13 protein-coding genes are annotated in these 16,924 nt (G+C 42.3%); 3 read left to right on the forward strand and 10 right to left on the reverse strand.

The features are described from left to right. The first annotated feature begins 1,591 nt into the window (after window positions 1-1,591). A complete protein-coding gene (locus tag CPBP_RS02615) occupies window positions 1,592-2,152 on the forward strand; it encodes a hypothetical protein (RefSeq protein ID WP_350332498.1) in 561 nt (186 codons plus the stop codon). A gap of 39 nt (window positions 2,153-2,191) precedes the next feature. Here the strand turns inward: CPBP_RS02615 and CPBP_RS02620 are convergent, their stop codons facing one another. Both CPBP_RS02620 and CPBP_RS02625 read right to left on the reverse strand, forming a co-directional pair. Further along, window positions 2,192-2,392, reverse strand: coding sequence for a DUF7336 domain-containing protein (locus tag CPBP_RS02620; protein WP_350332499.1), 201 nt, complete (start codon window positions 2,390-2,392; stop codon window positions 2,192-2,194). Between the two features lie 11 nt (window positions 2,393-2,403). Beyond that, window positions 2,404-2,631: a DUF7336 domain-containing protein gene (locus CPBP_RS02625; protein ID WP_350332500.1), complete on the reverse strand. Its 228-nt coding sequence runs from the start codon at window positions 2,629-2,631 to the stop codon at window positions 2,404-2,406. A 110-nt stretch (window positions 2,632-2,741) separates the two neighbouring features. On the opposite strand from CPBP_RS02625, the gene CPBP_RS02630 reads away from it, so the two are divergent. Both CPBP_RS02630 and CPBP_RS02635 read left to right on the forward strand, forming a co-directional pair. Further along, window positions 2,742-3,701 (forward strand): RluA family pseudouridine synthase, encoded by a 960-nt coding sequence (locus CPBP_RS02630; protein WP_350332501.1) that lies wholly within the window; start codon window positions 2,742-2,744, stop codon window positions 3,699-3,701. Window positions 3,702-4,316: 615 nt separating this feature from the next. Further along, window positions 4,317-4,916: a zinc-ribbon domain-containing protein gene (locus CPBP_RS02635; protein WP_350332502.1), complete on the forward strand. Its 600-nt coding sequence runs from the start codon at window positions 4,317-4,319 to the stop codon at window positions 4,914-4,916. A gap of 137 nt (window positions 4,917-5,053) precedes the next feature. Here CPBP_RS02635 and dnaE read toward each other — a convergent pair whose 3' ends face one another. The 8 genes from dnaE to CPBP_RS02675 all read right to left on the reverse strand — a co-directional run bounded on the left by dnaE (window position 5,054) and on the right by CPBP_RS02675 (window position 16,923). Continuing rightward, window positions 5,054-8,473 (reverse strand): DNA polymerase III subunit alpha, encoded by a 3,420-nt coding sequence (gene dnaE / locus CPBP_RS02640; RefSeq protein WP_350332503.1) that lies wholly within the window; start codon window positions 8,471-8,473, stop codon window positions 5,054-5,056. A 1,721-nt stretch (window positions 8,474-10,194) separates the two neighbouring features. Continuing rightward, window positions 10,195-12,174 carry an excinuclease ABC subunit UvrB gene (gene uvrB, locus CPBP_RS02645; protein ID WP_350332504.1) on the reverse strand — a complete coding sequence of 660 codons (1,980 nt, stop codon included), beginning with the start codon at window positions 12,172-12,174 and terminating at the stop codon, window positions 10,195-10,197. 200 nt (window positions 12,175-12,374) lie between these two features. Next, window positions 12,375-13,547, reverse strand: coding sequence for a hypothetical protein (locus CPBP_RS02650; RefSeq protein ID WP_350332505.1), 1,173 nt, complete (start codon window positions 13,545-13,547; stop codon window positions 12,375-12,377). A 160-nt stretch (window positions 13,548-13,707) separates the two neighbouring features. Further along, a complete protein-coding gene (locus tag CPBP_RS02655) occupies window positions 13,708-15,411 on the reverse strand; it encodes a hypothetical protein (protein WP_350332506.1) in 1,704 nt (567 codons plus the stop codon). Between the two features lie 120 nt (window positions 15,412-15,531). Next, a complete protein-coding gene (locus CPBP_RS02660) occupies window positions 15,532-15,837 on the reverse strand; it encodes a hypothetical protein (protein WP_350332507.1) in 306 nt (101 codons plus the stop codon). A gap of 9 nt (window positions 15,838-15,846) precedes the next feature. Beyond that, window positions 15,847-16,308, reverse strand: coding sequence for a flagellar basal body rod protein FlgC (locus tag CPBP_RS02665; RefSeq protein WP_350332508.1), 462 nt, complete (start codon window positions 16,306-16,308; stop codon window positions 15,847-15,849). Between the two features lie 2 nt (window positions 16,309-16,310). After that, window positions 16,311-16,700 (reverse strand): hypothetical protein, encoded by a 390-nt coding sequence (locus tag CPBP_RS02670; protein WP_350332509.1) that lies wholly within the window; start codon window positions 16,698-16,700, stop codon window positions 16,311-16,313. A gap of 34 nt (window positions 16,701-16,734) precedes the next feature. After that, on the reverse strand, window positions 16,735-16,923 hold the full coding sequence (locus CPBP_RS02675; RefSeq protein ID WP_350332510.1) for a hypothetical protein: 189 nt from the start codon (window positions 16,921-16,923) through the stop codon (window positions 16,735-16,737). Window position 16,924 lies beyond the last annotated feature (1 nt).

Below are 16,924 nucleotides of genomic sequence, written 5' to 3' on the forward strand. Positions count from 1 at the left end.
AAGTCTGGAGCAAAGGGCGCCGCGTAATTGTTTTATGTGAGTTTAACTATAAATATGGTTGGAAAAAATTACAATTCGTGTCAGCACACATCCGATACCACCTATAGGATCCAACGGCACGTTGGCAGCATGATGCTGCACCCATAAGTTATATCCAATTCGCACAAACACGGATTGTAAGAAACCAACACATGCCTCCCGGATCTCTCTGCAGAGGCTGCGCGTCTATGAGCTCGTTGCATCCACCAGCGTGACGCTGCACTATTTAGGTTAGATCCGATATGATTGGAGACGGATTACACAGCACACCCGTCAACTGTATTAACTCTCTCATTTATGCCAACCTCTGTCGTTATGCGGCTCAAGCAAAACGCAACGCGATTTGATAGCGGCAACCGCCGCTCTGGCGCGCAAAGCACCCTTGAGCCGCCAGCGTGACGCTGGACTCATAGATTAGATCCGATTCGTTCTGACGCGGATTACAAGAAAAATACATCCGTTAATGTGAAATTAATAAAGGTTAAGATTGAGTTAACGCGATTTTTTTACCACCCCCCGCCCTAGTCACCCTCAGTGACCTTCGGGTGGGGGGACAAAACCCACTCCCTAAATCGTAAAAAAACAGACGAAACGATCCGTCTTTTCTTCACGAAACGGTGGGCAAAAAATAATAATGTATGAGCGCTCTAAACTTACTATACCGCACAAACGTTAACAAAAGATTGACGGAATTCACTTTTTTCTTGACACATCTGAAACACTGTGTATACTAATAGATAGAATTGCGAAGAGGCTACCCAAAACCTGGGTAGCCTTTTTTCGTTCTACGTCTTTGAAACTTTCAGCCAAAGGATCCCTAACCAGATCCATGACGAAGCTTTGGTTGAAACACTCAAGGACAAAACGCCGAATCGAATCCCCAGTACAGGCGCTCGGCTACCCGATCAGTAGACACAGCCCTGTAAACAACCCCTAGAGCCGACGGACTCGTAAAACACCGACTTTGTATAGTATACTAAAGTCCGCCTTTCCCCATTCGTGTAAGAAATAGGGTTCTTTTTGCACGTGCGGGTTACTGGGGATTCACTCGGTTTTAAACAACGCCAGCGTGACGCTGGCAACGTGACGTTGCATCCGATAGTTAGATCGGTTGTGATTGGACACGGATTTTATATAACTTAACTTTGAAAGCTACAAACACAGCACTTTCAAACAAAACAAAGGAACTAAAACACACTCTCCAACAAAATATCTCAAATTCATTTTTCATCCTTACCCCTCCTGCGCCCGAAATGGGTCAAAGCTGGGTCAAAAATCTCTCTCCTCCCAAACAGTTTTCAACAGTTCCTCATTTTTACCTGTCTCAAAACCACACCCAATCCAACTCAAAGAATCAAAACCTTCTTCACTCTCCACGGCAATAATCCGTCTCCGAACACACTCAATCAAACTAATGGATGCAACGGCACGTTGCCAGGTTGCAAATAATCATCTGATGATTTTTTTATGTTTTTGGGTTTTTATCGTATAGTTTTTTTATACCACGCAATGTCATTCTATGTTTGGAGTTAATAAACCCAAGGAGAATTCAATGCGTATTAAATCGTTATTACTTATGGCTGCTGTAACGGCGGGCTTAACAAACGTTTCTGGAATTGATTCAGCTAAATTTAACCAAGCAATTAAAGCAGGTCGCATCCAAGTTACGCCTAGCAAAACAAATTTGGCAGACTTACACGAGGCATCAACACTTGTTGTATCGTGCGTTGATTTCAGATTACGAGATGAGATTGCCGCATTATGCAATGTACATTTAGGATTGTTAGACGACTATGACGAGGTTGCTTTACCTGGTGCATCGCTTGGGATGGACGCTCCACAATATGCACATTGGAAGCGCACCATTCATGATGTAATTGGGTTAATGAAAGATCTTCATCACATCAAACGAGTCGTACTGATTGATCACCGCGGCTGCGGAGCTTATAAGCTATTGAAAGGCGCCAATGCCGTTGCAACCAGTGAAAAAGAATATCAAGCCCATAAAGCCGTGCTAGCGCAAGTAAAGTCTCAACTAAAATCTAAGTTCCCAAAACTAGAAGTCTACACGTTATTAATGGGGCTAGATGGTGCTGTAGAAGTAATTAACTAAGTCTACTTTTCCTCTCAGGGAGGATACTACTATCGATGGTTAATGGTCACGGCAAGGGATCAGATCTTTATCAATTTCGATTTCTGTAATTACAAAACCGTCCGGGCAATCGCAAAAACCTTCCAACGGCAAAGTCCGTTCAATGGCTTTTTCAGCTTCTAGTTTTGAAGCATAAATACCAATTCCCTTTATGTCTTGATTTACTTTATTGATGTGGGTTAATCTAAATACGGTTTTCATAGTTTCATCCTTTAATACCAAACGGGTGCGTAACCCGAAGTCCAATCATCTCGATTAATTTTACATCGATGAACACCAAAGCCATCTGGATAAGCTGAAAAGCGTTCTAGCTTTTTAAACCTACTCAATGCTTCTTCGGCTTTCTCTTGCGTAGAATATAAACCAATAAGCGTTTCTTCATCTTTTTCTGGCTCTTCAATAATATCAACCTCGTGCCATAAGCTATACACATACTCCATTGTAACAATCCTTTCCTACTTATGTAAACTACTTACCATGCGTTAATAATCCTTGCAACTGCGATTCTGTAGTGCTTGATCTTTCGCGCACTTCGCCGTATAGTACGCTCATGAAAATCACTGTACCCATTGCGGCCAAAGGCCAACGTTTAGACGTTTTTTTAGTCACCCATTTTGAAGGTCATCCGGCTCCATACAATCTATCCCGAACGCGTGTTAAAGCACTAATTGGTGATGGCTGCATCAAAATGCCCAAACGCCATAAAGTGTTTACTAGCCAAATTTTACAGGGCAATGAAGAAATTTTTATTACCATTCCTGAAACCGTTGAAACGTCGTATGAAGGGGAAGATATCTCTCTGGACATCGCCTTCGAAGATGAGCATATGATTGTACTGTATAAACCTGTGGGGTTGGTCGTTCACCCTGCCCCCGGCAACCCAAAGGGTACGTTGGTTAATGCACTGATTCATCATTGTGGAGATTCCTTAAAAGGTATTTCAGGTGTCAAACAACCCGGCATTGTGCACCGTTTGGATAAACAAACTCAAGGGTTGATGATGGCCGCAAAAACAGAGGAAGCTCATAAAAAGCTATCCGACATGCTGCGCGATCATGTGGTGGATCGCAGGTACCTGGCATTAGTATGGCGCCCTTTTGAAGAGATGAAAGGCACCGTCAATGCACCTATTGGTATCAGTTTTCACAACCGTCAAAAAATGGCGATTCACAACAAGGGACGCAGTGCTGTGACTCATTACACAGTGCTGCAACAGACGTCGCAATTGGCGTTGGTTGAATGTAAACTAGAAACCGGACGCACGCATCAGATTCGGTTGCACATGGCGCATCTGGGTCATCAAGTCTTGGGCGACGAACTGTACGGCAACCCACCCAAAGGTTTAAAACTGGCGCAAAAAGCGTTCTTGTCTGAACACTTTAGCCCAACGCATGGGCAAGCATTGGCATCCTATAAACTGAGTTTTACCCACCCTATTACAGGTGAGCAATTAATCTTTGAACGCGAACTACCCGCTAATTTCAAAGCTGTACTAGATTATTTTGTGTGATTTAACTAAATAAGAACACGTCATGAATTTTTCATTTTTAGATATATCAGTTAAATCCCCCCAAGATCTGTACAGTTGGAATCGCATCAAAAGTACGCTTTTAGTAAATTGGTACAGTTTTTGGAGATTAATACTCTTAGTTCTTGTTGTACTAATAATATTTTTTGGAACTGTTATTATACTCGATTATCCTATGGAAGCTATAGATCTGTATATGAATACTCCCTGGTTCGAAGTTCTATCAATAGTAGTATCCACATATATTACATCGATATTTACTTATGGTTCGTTGTATAAGAAAAACTACATTTCTTTCAACCTTACGTTTGATACTCCAAAACCGCCACAGTTTTGGAGCTGGTATTTCTGGAAAAGAAATCTTTTGTTTGCGTGTGCAACAATTCTCCCCGGTAAGCTTCTAGAAGTAAATATGCTGACGGAGAGCATATTTTATGGGACTTCACTCTTAATTTCACACTTCTGTTTGCACTGCGGATTCTGGGGGATAGGCTACGAGCCCAAACAGTTGAACAACCACAATGACGATATTACCAACTAATTTCTTGACTATCGTATCAACTCTCCTTATATACATTTAAAATTAAGGAGATAAAGATGATTGTTTGGGGATACTCAACTAAAACTCAGATCGTAAAGTCAGTGGATATTGGATGCTCACATTGCCATCACAAGACGCTGAACATAGTTGCTTACAAGAAAGTATTTGATCTATTTTGGATTCCTTGTTTTCCGTTTAGTGCTCAACATGCCCTCGCGTGTCCAACGTGTGGCACACATTATGATATTTCAAGTACAACCATTGATGTGAAAACATTAAAAAGTTCACCGTCATGGAAACACTTTATAGGATTGATTATTTTTCCTTTAATCCTTGGAAGTGTTCATGTGTTCAGCAAAATGAAAGAGGACAATTATTTAAAAGAAGCTGAAATTTATCGCCAAAATATTCAGGCAGATGATAAAGTTATTTTAGAAACTGACGAAGATAAAAAATTTCCTTATGTTGTTTATAAGGTTACTAACACATCCGATTTAACTATTACAGGTGTGTTTTCAAAGTATGCCTACAAGACATTAGACAGAGCCCGCAATGCTGCAAAATATCCAAAAGATGGGGACTTTGAAACCACAGAATCTCCAATTTCAAAAGAAGAATTTAATACACTTTCAAATATTAAAGCAATAGTGCGTTAAGTTCATCATTGTTAAGCACCTAACCAAGCTTGCGATGCAAGCTGTGGGTAAAGACCTGGTAGCGCACCTACGCGCTAACCAGGTCGGGTGGGTGGGCTATAAAAAGTCATCCGAGCGCGCTTTGCGAGGATGTCTATTTAGGAAGCTTCTTTGGAAGACTCAAATACATTCAGTTTTTTTAGAAGTTCAATGGACAGGCGATAGCGTTTTGGCAGCGTAATATTGACGTTGAAATCGCCGCTTTGCATGACAAGATTGATGGCGATGGCGCCTTCTGGGGCGGATTTTAATAGGCGGTGAATTTGATCAATCTCTGCTTTGGTTTGAACCTTTAACACCAACTTGTTTTGATCATTCATCAACAAGCTTTCCAGGGGCTTAAAGTTCAGGGCACTTAACGAATACCCTTCTTCTTCAACCTTGATCAACGCATTGACCAATACCGTTTGACCCTCTTGCAACAATCGATCGTACTGATCCAAAGCTTCTGAAAATACAGTGATTTCAAAGTTACCATATTGATCAGACAATTGCACAAAGGCAAAACGATTACCACTTTTTGCGATGCGTTTTTGAACAGCAGTCACAACCGCACCAATTTGAATTTCCTGGGTTGAGGTAATGTCTTCAAATTCGCTGGATGGCGTTACATCGGGCAAGTCGATTCCATCTAATGGATGCGACGATAAATAAAACCCAATGATCGCTTTTTCACGATTCAGCTTATCCATTTCTGGCCATTCATCGGAAGCAGGCAATGTGGGTTTAAATTCTTCACCACCGAACAAATTTGACTGTTGGGTGTTTTTTGATTCCCCCACATGGGACATAATGAATTCAAGGTTATCGAACAATTGCCTGCGATTGGGATGCATACCATCAAACGCCCCACCTTGAATCAGCGATTCAAGGATCCGCTTGTTCACAGCCTTGCTATCCAATCGTTTTACGAAATCAAAGATGTCTTTATACAGTCCGTTTGCATTTCGTTCTTCGATGACTTTTTCCATAACACCAACACCAACGCCTTTAAGGGCAGAGAGCGCATATCTCAAAGCTGTACCCTTTTCGGAATCGAACAATACCTGAGAATAATTTACGTCTGGCGGTAACAGCGGCACTTTCATGCGGCGCACTTCGCCTGCAAACTTTGCGAGTTTTTCTGTATGGTTAATATCCAAACTCATGGTGGACGCAAAGAAATCAATGGGGTAATTTGCTTTTAAATACGCTGTTTGATATGCCAATAATCCATAGGGTGCAGAGTGAGATTTGTTAAATCCGTAACTTGCGAACTTTGCCATTTGATCGAAAATCTTCTCAGCCGCCGTGTGGGGAATCAAGTTCTTAATGCACCCACTCACAAATTTTGCACGCTCTGCATCCATGGCCTCTTTGATCTTTTTACCCATGGCTCGTCGCAGCAAGTCCGCACCACCTAGGCTGTATCCGCCTAATTCCTGCGCAATTTTCATGACTTGTTCTTGATATACCATCACACCAAACGTTTCTTTCAAAATCGGTGCTAATGAAGGGTGTGCCAACGTAATGGGCTGTTCGCCATGTTTACACGCAATATATCGAGGAATATCATCCATAGGACCCGGACGATATAACGCCACCAACGCAATGATGTCTTCAAATGTGTCGGGTTTCAATTTCCGCAACACGTCCTTCATCCCCGAGCTTTCCAGCTGAAACACGCCCACAGTTTCAACGCGCGTTAACAAGTCAAAGGTCGCCTTATCATCAAAAGGAACTTGCGACATGTTCACGTCGATGTCCCTTTGTTTTAACATGTCCACCGTATGTTGAATCACCGTCAGCGTTTTCAATCCCAAAAAGTCGAACTTGACCAATCCCGCTTGTTCCACATATTTCATGTTGAATTGTGTCACCGGAATATCTGATGCAGGATCACGATATAGGGGAACAAGTTCATCCAGTGAACGATCCCCAATCACCACGCCCGCGGCATGGGTTGATACGTGCCGGTATAGACCTTCTAATTGCTGGCTGTAATCCAATAGGACTTCAACGCTATCTTCTTGTTGAGCCTCTTCTCGAAACTTAGGTTCCATCTCGATCGCTTCAGATAATGTAATGGGCGCATTGGGTTGACTTGGAACCAGTTTACAAATACGATCAACGACTGGATATGGAATCTGGAGAACTCGCCCAACATCACGTAACACCGCACGCGCTTGCAGCTTTCCAAAGGTAATAATCTGTGCAACCTTGTCATAACCATAGCGTTGTTGCACATAATGAATAACCTCATCACGACGTTCCTGACAAAAGTCGATATCAAAGTCGGGCATCGATACACGTTCAGGATTTAAGAACCGCTCAAAGATTAATCCAAACCGCATAGGATCAATATCAGTAATCGTCAATGACCATGCAACCAGCGAACCCGCACCCGAACCACGTCCAGGTCCCACAGGAATCCCCTGACGCTTTGACCACTGAATAAAATCTGCGACAATTAAGAAATACCCAGGAAATCCCATCCGGATAATCATATCCAATTCGGATTCTAACCGATTACCATACGTTGCATCAATGTCAGCCTGGATTTCTGGAGTCATATCCTTTGGATAGACGTGATTTTGCAATCGCAACTGAAGCCCTTCGCGTGCCATTCGACGCAGCGTATCGTGTTCTGTCGAACCATCCCCACAATCAAACGGTGGTAAAATAGGGTCATGTGGCAATGGCATAAAACTGCATCGCTTTGCGATATTTACCGTGTTTTCAATGGCTTCAGGAAGGTCTTTAAACAATTCAATCATCTCGTCCATCGATTTAAACCGATGCTGTTCTGTCACGCGACGACGGTTATCTTGATTCACAAATTTTCCCTCTGCAATGCATAAAAATGCATCATATGCCGGGAATGTTTTAGTGTCTAAAAAATAGGCATGATTGGTTGCAACAATAGGAACGTTAAAGCGTTGTGCAAGATCCAATAATTTGGACTCAATTACCCGTTCATCCTGTAATCCATGGCGCGTCAATTCAATGTATACGCGATCGCCATAAATGCTCTGCAAGCGTTGGACGTAAGCTTCGGCATCAGGTTGTTTCTGCTTTAACAGCAACCGCGTTAATGCAGGCAATGGAGTTCCCGCAACCTGATCATAGGCAGCCCACGTAACGCCGCCCGTTAATACAATAAGCCCTTGGTTGTATTGCTCCAACGTTTCCCACGATGCCACAGGTAAATCTGGATGCAATGATTTTAAATACGCCTTTGAAACTATTTTCAAAAGATTCTGATATCCCTGTTTAGTCTGCACAATCACAGGTAAAATATCAGGCAACGTTTCACCAGATTCTATATAGAGCTGACATCCAATAATGGGTTGAACACCAACACCAGATAACGCCAATGCAGATTCTAACGCACCAAATAAATTGGCCGTGTCAGTAATGCCAACAGCGGGCATAGCCCCAGCATCACAGGCCTTTGCAAGCTCTTTGATGGTGATGGCACCCTCTGCAAGGGAATACGCCGTGTGAGTTCGCAAATGAATAAAAAGTGTATTGCTCATGAGTAAGCACATCTTACAATAAATTTAAGCGAAGGGCAACCAGGCAACGTGCCGTTGCATCCTTTAGGTTAAATTGAGAGTGGTTGGAGATGTGGCAACGTGAGGTTGCACCAGGGATGATCCCTAGACCCGGTATGTTGGATCTTGTGTGATTTGAGATGTGGCAACGTGACGTTGCATCCATTAAGTTAGATTGAGTGTGGTTTGAGATATATAATAAATGAGGGACTGTTGAGGACAGTTTGGGATGAGAGAGATTTTTGACCCACCTTCGGCGCAGGAGGGGTAAGGGTGAAAAATGATTTTGAGATATTTTGTTGGAGAGTGTGTTTTAGTTCCTTTGTTTGAAAGTGCTGTGTTTGTGCAACTTTCAAAGTGTTGTTATAGCAATGTGTGTTTGCCGCGTGAAATCCATGTCTGTGCGAATCGGATCTATCTTATTGGATGCAACCTCAGGTTGCAAAACCGAGTGAATCCCCAGTAACCCGCACGTGCAAAAAGAACCCCATTTCTTACACGAATGGGGAAAGGCGGACTTTATTGATAGGCACAAAGTCGGTGTTTTACGAGCCCGTCGGCTCTAGGGGTTGTTTACAGGGCAGTGTCTACTGATCGGGTAGCTTGAGTCCTGTACTGGGGATTCGATTCGGCATGTCTTTGAGTGGTTCAAAGACGTAGAACGAAAAAAGGCTACCCAGGTTTTTGGGTAGCCTCTTCGCAATTCTAGTTATTAGTATACATAAAAAGTTTGGATTGTCAAGAGCAAACTGAGTTTGCATCCATTAGGTCAGATCCGATGTGATCTGACACGGATTATAAATTTTTCCAAGCCGTATACTTACTGGGTGCAGCCTTAGGCTGGCAACGTGCCGTTGCATCCGATAGATTTATGAAAAAATTTGAACAAAAATGAAATTCTCTAGCTGCTGGTCTCGCGCCCCCGATGGGGCCCTCCCATCATCATTACTCAGTGCGTGTCCTCCCCCCGCCACCACAACGTAATACAATTGGTATCTCTCAAAAAAATCGTTTTTGAAAAGTTACACGTCTTCCCAGGGATTCCATCCCTGGCAACCTGAGGTTGCATCCATTAGGTTAGATTGGGAGGGTATTATAAACTGTGTCAGATCACATCGAATCCAACTTATGGGTGCAGGGATCATCCCTGCTTTCACGCAGCGCTGTGCTACTTTATATCCAGAATCGTCATTACGTATCAGATGCACCCACACTAACATGTGGGATCTGAGTTTTCTATAATCCTACCATCTTCAAACTATCAGATACTTCTTAACAAACTATGAACAGAACGAACATTTTTGCAACCTGAGGTTGTATCCCATAGGTTAGATCCGAGCAGCGTGATACTACACTCGCTAGGTTAGACGTGGTTAGACGTGGTTAGACGTGGTCTGACACGGATTATCATTTTTCCAAATCGTATTACCTAATGAGTCCAGGGATCATCTCAGGCGGCTCAAGGGCGCTTTGCGCACCAGAGCGGCAGTTGCCGCTATCAAATCGCGTTGCGATTTGCTTGAGCCGCATAAAGGCAGAGGTCGGCATAAATGAGAGAGTTGATACAGCAGTGATATGCTGGGCGAGATCCGAGGGGCACAATGTGTTGGTTGCGTATAATCCGTGTCAGAACGCATCGGATCTAACTTAACGAGTGCAGCATCATGCTGCTTAATGGATGCAACCTCAGGTTGCCAGATTGCCTACTCCTTCACACCCAGAAAGTGCCGTTCCAGTTCTTTGATTTCGTCACGCAGTCTGGCGGCAACTTCAAAATCCAGATTTTCTGCCGCAGTTAACATTTGCTTGCGCAGTTTTTCAATCTGTTTTGGGGTAACGGTTTTTTCCGCAACGGCGATGGTTTCTTCAACCGCAACTTCCTCTTGCCACTCATGCAAAATGTGTTTCAAGTTTTTCTTAATGGTAGTGGGAGTAATCCCATGTTTTTCATTGTATGCGACTTGCTTTGTACGACGACGATCGGTTTCATCCAGTGCCGCCTTCATCGAATCCGTAATACGATCTGCGTACAAAATAACACGACCTTCAACGTTACGCGCTGCACGACCGATAGTTTGAATCAGCGAAGTTCTAGATCGCAAAAATCCTTCTTTATCTGCATCCAAGATTGCAACCAACCCACATTCTGGGATGTCCAGACCTTCTCGCAATAAGTTAATCCCTACTAAAATATCAACCTCACCCTGGCGCAGCTTTTGAATGATTTCGATGCGCTCTAACGTATCAATGTCCGAATGCAAATACGTGACTTTAAAGCCTGCCTCTAATAAATAATCGGTCAGCGCTTCTGACATTTTTTTTGTGAGCGTTGTCACCAGAACTCTAAATCCATTATCAATTGTAATGCGACATTCAGAAATTAGATCATCGACTTGATGTTCCGTTGGGCGTATGTCACACATGGGATCGACCAACCCTGTGGGACGAATGACTTGTTCAACAAACACGCCGTGCGCCTGCTCTAACTCCCACGGTCCAGGTGTTGCGGATACATAGATGGTTTGGGGGCGCATTGTATCCCACTCTTCAAACCTTAAGGGTCGATTATCAATACACACAGGCAATCTGAATCCATAATTGGATAACGTGGATTTACGGCTAAAGTCGCCGCGACACATGCCACCGACTTGTGGTACTGACACATGGCTTTCATCCACAAATAATAATGAATTTTTGGGTAAATACTCAAACAACGTGGGTGGTGGCTCTCCCGGAGCACGCCCCGTCAAATACCGCGAATAATTTTCAATCCCCTGACACATGCCCGTCGCCGTTAACATTTCAATATCAAACGTGGTGCGTTCACGAATGCGTTGGGATTCAATCAGCTTTCCTTCGGATTCAAATTCCGCAATTCTAAGTATTAAATCTTTTTGCATCTGCAAAATGGCTTGCTGAATTGTTGGACCAGGGGTTACATAGTGACTGTTTGGAAAGACTTTGACGTTTTCCAATGATGAGAATTTTTGACCTGTTAACGGATCAAACTCATCAATGGATTCTATTTCATCTCCAAAAAAGGACAACCGCCAAGCTCTATCTTCATAGTGCGACGGAAATATTTCAAGGACATCTCCCCTTACCCGGAAATTTCCACGGGCAAAACCTACATCGTTGCGTTGGTATTGGCGTGAGACTAATGTTCGCATCAGTTCATCGGTGGGAAGGTGCTGACCAACCTTTAATTCAAACATCATCCCACGATAGGCTTCAACGTCTCCCAACCCATAAATACACGATACACTGGCAACGATAATCGTATCTTCGCGTTCCAAGATTGCGCGTGTCGCAGCGTGTCGCATGCGATCAATTTGTTCGTTAATTGACGATTCTTTTGCGATATAGGTATCCGTACGCGGCACATAGGCTTCTGGAGTATAATAATCGTAATACGACACAAAATATTCAACGGAATTGTCCGGAAAGAAATGCTTCATTTCGCCGTATAACTGCGCGGCCAAGGTTTTATTGTGCGCCATAATAATTGCAGGACGCTGAGTTTCCTGAATAATTTGAGCCATGGTAAACGTCTTACCCGTTCCAGTAGCCCCCAACAATACTTGATCACGATCTCCTTTTGAAAGGCCATCAACCAATTCGCGAATCGCCTGGGGTTGGTCTCCCGCAGGTTGATATTCAGAGTGGATTTTAAATCGTGTCATGTCTCCGTCCAGAAATAATTGATGTCTGAACCGTATCATTTCTAGATAAAAGTTACAAGTTCTGCTCTATATGAACACAATACGCCTTAGAAGACGAAAGACACATGCCTTGTTGTACCTTTCGTCTTATTCCCAAGATCTTACCCAAAAAACATGATCACTAGTTTTTTGGATGCTTATATACCCGATTTATACTACTATTATAATTCTTCATTAACTTTGTAATGAGCTTTAAAAAGGCCGTATAAAATAGGGTTTTCAGCGAATCCATCTTTCTGCCATTTAAGATTTTTAACTAAGTATTTCTGAGCGTCTTCCACGCCCTCATCCGCAAGTTTGACCAAAGCATCTGGAGACACTTGCAACCCATATCTGTTTTCTGCATATCCACTTGCTACTATCGATTTAGCACTTTTCCATCCCTTTTGAGCCAATTCAAGCAGTTTGTCAGTTGATTGGTCAAACCCATAGTGTCCTGTTGCATAACCACTCGCCACATAAGACTGAAAGCACTCAAAACCTTCTTCGGCTAGCTCTATCATCTTTTCAGTCGAATGCTGAAACCCATACTTCCCCTGAATAAGTCCCCATACAACAAACCAATCAGCTTGATTCCAATGTTTGTAAACCAATTTCATCAATTCTTCAGGCGATTGCTGAAACCCATGGGTTCCTTCTGCGTAACCATTAGCCACCAAGAACTGTGCATTTTTGGATCCACGTTCAGCCAGACTCATTAATTGGTCATCAGGAATCTTCAGAGCCCTATTAACACGCAAACTTTCAGCTGTATAGGGGAAAGCTTCCCCCCATCCCTTATTCAGCAATTTTTCTTGTTTTTCTTTAGATTGTTTAAAACCAAAATAACCATGTTGGTATCCCTCCAACACACGGCTTTGCGCCATTTTATTTCCGCGATGTCCCAAAGCAATCAGTTCTTCGGGAGTTAACAGTCTAACTGGCAATAAACCCGTGGGTCTTATTGAGCTAGCAATTCTTAAAAAATCATCCCGTTTTTTACTTTCAAGATTACTTTCATGTTGCGGCAGAATAGACGGTATCATTCCAGCATGTTTCATTTCAGAAAACACCTGAACTATAAATTCTTCAGTAGATAAGGTTGACACGTCAGACTCTGGGTTTAAACTAGGTAGCTTATCCTGTTCAACCTGAGTTAAATCAAAAGCTTTATTAAATTGCTCTTTTAAATTCTGTGGCGTTATTGTACTAACAGACGCTGATTCAAATGGGTCTTTACACATTTGATGAATTCCTGAAAAGTCTTGGCATAAATATTTCGATGACCCCATACCACCGTACATGATGGATGGCATGAACAATGGCAGTAAAAATAATTTTTGAATGTTTTTCATAATGTATAACCCCTGTTTTTCCCAATACATAAAACGTAGAGTAAATTTGTTAATAGTTTATTAATTTTTACAAAGGTAATAAAAAGAATCCTCCCCTAATTCCAATCGCAGAACAGGGGGATTTTTTAGTCATAGATCTGTCGTCATTTAACAGATAGGATTATGACGCAGCTGCAATGTTTAATTCTGGTAATGTTTTTTTAGCAATAGCTGTCACAGTAGAAAATTTGCTTGCAATTAAAAATGCTAAGTAGTCATCTTTAAAAGCGATAGGCGTATGAGCAGACGCATCTAATCCTGTAGCATCAAACGCTTTGATCCAGAAAACATCACCTTCTGCAGATGTAAATCCTAGAACCTTTTTCTGAGTTCCACTTTCTGTATCATCTAAAAATTTCTGAAGACCGCTAACACTGCACGTAAATGTTCTAGTATTTCCATTCACTTGACCCGATACTTGAACCGTATCTCCCACGGCTTTCCAACCTGTTAAGCTAGTAATATTGTGAGATGTAAAGGCTACTGCACCGTATTTAACGCCGTCAGGAGCACCTGTATGACTGCAATCAGCGTATGTAAAGTTATCTGAATCTACATAACCTTTTGCAACAACAGTCAACCCCTCTTTCAGTGTAGCCCCACCCAATGCAAGAACAATATCTGCTAGAGCAGTTTGAACGTTAGTAGCTGTTGGAGAAATTTGAGCCAGAATTACATCAACCGCTTCTCTTAAGGTATCCGTTGAAGCATGCACTGGATTCGTTGCCAATCGCGCATGTTCAGCAGCAAGATCTGTTTGCATATTCGTTGCACCTGGTGCAATGCTTTCCAAAAGCACGCCAACCGTTTCTCTTAAGGTATCCGTAGAAGCATGTGCTGGATTCGCTGCTAATCGTGCGTGTTCCATAGCAAGATCTTCTGCTATAGCACTTGGACTAACTGCACCTATAACTGCACGTACACTATTTACAGCATCACTAGGAATTGGATATGTAAATGGAAAAGATATTTTTAGACGTTTACGAACTAAATCATTTGCACCGCTTACTAAGCCTTCCATAATACTTGTGGCGTGATCAACAATTTTTCCTGGCTTCAACGCAAGAGTTAACGTATTAGCGCCATTGACTAAGTCAAGACTGGCAGAATACCCATTGTTTAATGCAACGCTATATGCAGATATATCAGCTAATACCGCAGTATAGTTGACGGCTGTACCGCCTGCAGCTGGCGTTACTGGAGCAGTTAATGTAAACGCTATGGGATCAAGTGTGGCCGCTACTGCGTCAGCCGCTATGTTAGTTCCGCTTGCAAGTTGAAATAAAGCTTTCGCAGTCCAACCACTGGCGGGGGCCGACAGTGTCTTTAAAGCTGATGCTGAAAACGATTGAGTAGAAGACGTTAACGCAGTTTGCAACCATGTGCTTAATGCTACCGCAGAAATTGGTTGTCCCGTCGATGCCTTTGTAAGACTAATTGTTAACTTTTTTGTTGTTACGTTACTGCCGTCTTCTTTGGTTTGAGTAAGATGAATTTGACTAGAGGCTGAAATTGTAGACAACACTCCCGATTCAAAAGTACACCATTTCCCCGAGATAATCGCCAAGGCTTTTAATTTGCCAGAGTCATAGTAAATATATGATTCGCTGCTGGCCGAAACCGTTCCTAGATATCCTTTATCTAGACCACTACCGACAACATTTGCAACTCCGATTGCCTTGTCTGCTTCAGGAGAGCCAACCGCAACTGTACCAGACAATGATGCATATTCGGCCGCTGTAAGAGTTAAATCAGCCGCTTTTGCTGATGTCATTAAGGTTGTGCCCAATAATAATACTTTTAAACTTTTATTTAATACTCTCATTATCGCTCCTTTGGGTTGTGATAAAATTGAAAGTAATTCATAATGATTAATGAATGATTAATAAAACACAGATTTTGTAAAAAAAATTTACATTTGTTGAGTTAGATAAAATAAGGCGATTTAAGAACGGGCTTCTTGGAACACACGATCAATGGCTTTTCGTGTTTCGTCTACCAATGCTTTTAGCGCACTAAGCTCTACCAAGAATTGATCCATGGCCCCTGCTAACTCAGTGGCATCGTTACTGGTTTCACTTAATGCCTCAACCCTATGACCATCACTTGCAACACCTTGAACAGCGTCCAACATATGATCAGCAAACGATGATTTCGTATCTCCACCAATGGGTGAAGCAGCCCCCATATTTGGATCTTGTGTTAACTTGATATTCGTTTGTAATTTTAATGCCAGTGGATTAATCGCCATAATTTACCTTTATTTTAACAACTCTTCGATCTCTCGTCTGCGCATTTTTAACGCAACCTGATAGGCTTGTAAGTTAGCATTTGCGCCTTTTTGATATTTCGCCAAATGAAGTTTTTCAACCAAGTCATTCACGTTCGTTTTTTTAACCATACCTTTTTTATCAGCTCCCGGATGATCTGGATAATATTCCATAGATTGTTTTTCCGGATCTTCAACGACTTTTTGTATATTAACAATCATCGCTCCCGTTTCTGGGTCAATACTGTGACCCACAATAGGAAGCTTAGCCCGATACGCATCCGCCCCCGGTGTGGACGCCAATGTATCTGCATGGGAAATATTTTCAGCTGTTAATCGTAACATGAATTTATTAAGGTTTAATCCCGATGCAGACGTTTTCAAACTGCGATGCAAATCATCATGTGATGACCTGCGACCAGCTCCAATAGAAAAATTAATAGACCGCGGCATAACTACCCTCCGTTCGTGATACTACGGATGGCTCTTGTCCACCCTTTTTTTAACCCTAGTGTTAATAGATGTTGGTCGTCCAATTCCGCCATCCGCACCGATTCACTTTCAATGGAAATACGAGATTCACCAGGGACAGCCTCTGTCTGATTTTCTGTATCAACAACTGCCGTATATTGGCTTAACGCAGCATTGCTTGCAGAAAATCCTTTTCCATGACTGGGTTGAGCTAACGCTAACACGCCCTGAAAACTTGTTCGCTCCAGCTTTAATGGCTGAGCGCCAGGGCTATGTATTTGCGCAATATTATTAGCTGTAATTTTTTGAGACTCTCGAATAAATCGAAGACCTTCTTTTAGTTTTGAAAACGTTCGACTGTTAAATATAGACATAATCGCTCCTAAACACCTAGCTTATATTGCGCAATTAAAGTTTTTGGAAAACCTCAGGATCCGACCCCCTTTTAGCGTTATGAATTAATTTCAATAACTCTTCCCGGCATGATCGTAAATTTGAAAGTTCTTTCGCATCATCCCGATCATTAACCTGCATCATACTTAGTTTAATTTCTACCAAATCTAGCATCAATTCAGCAGACTTCTTTGAAAATTCCATT

Origin of the sequence: Candidatus Bodocaedibacter vickermanii (assembly GCF_014896945.1) — a bacterium.
In the GTDB taxonomy this organism is placed as follows: Bacteria; Pseudomonadota; Alphaproteobacteria; order UBA6184; family UBA6184; genus Bodonicaedibacter; species Bodonicaedibacter vickermanii.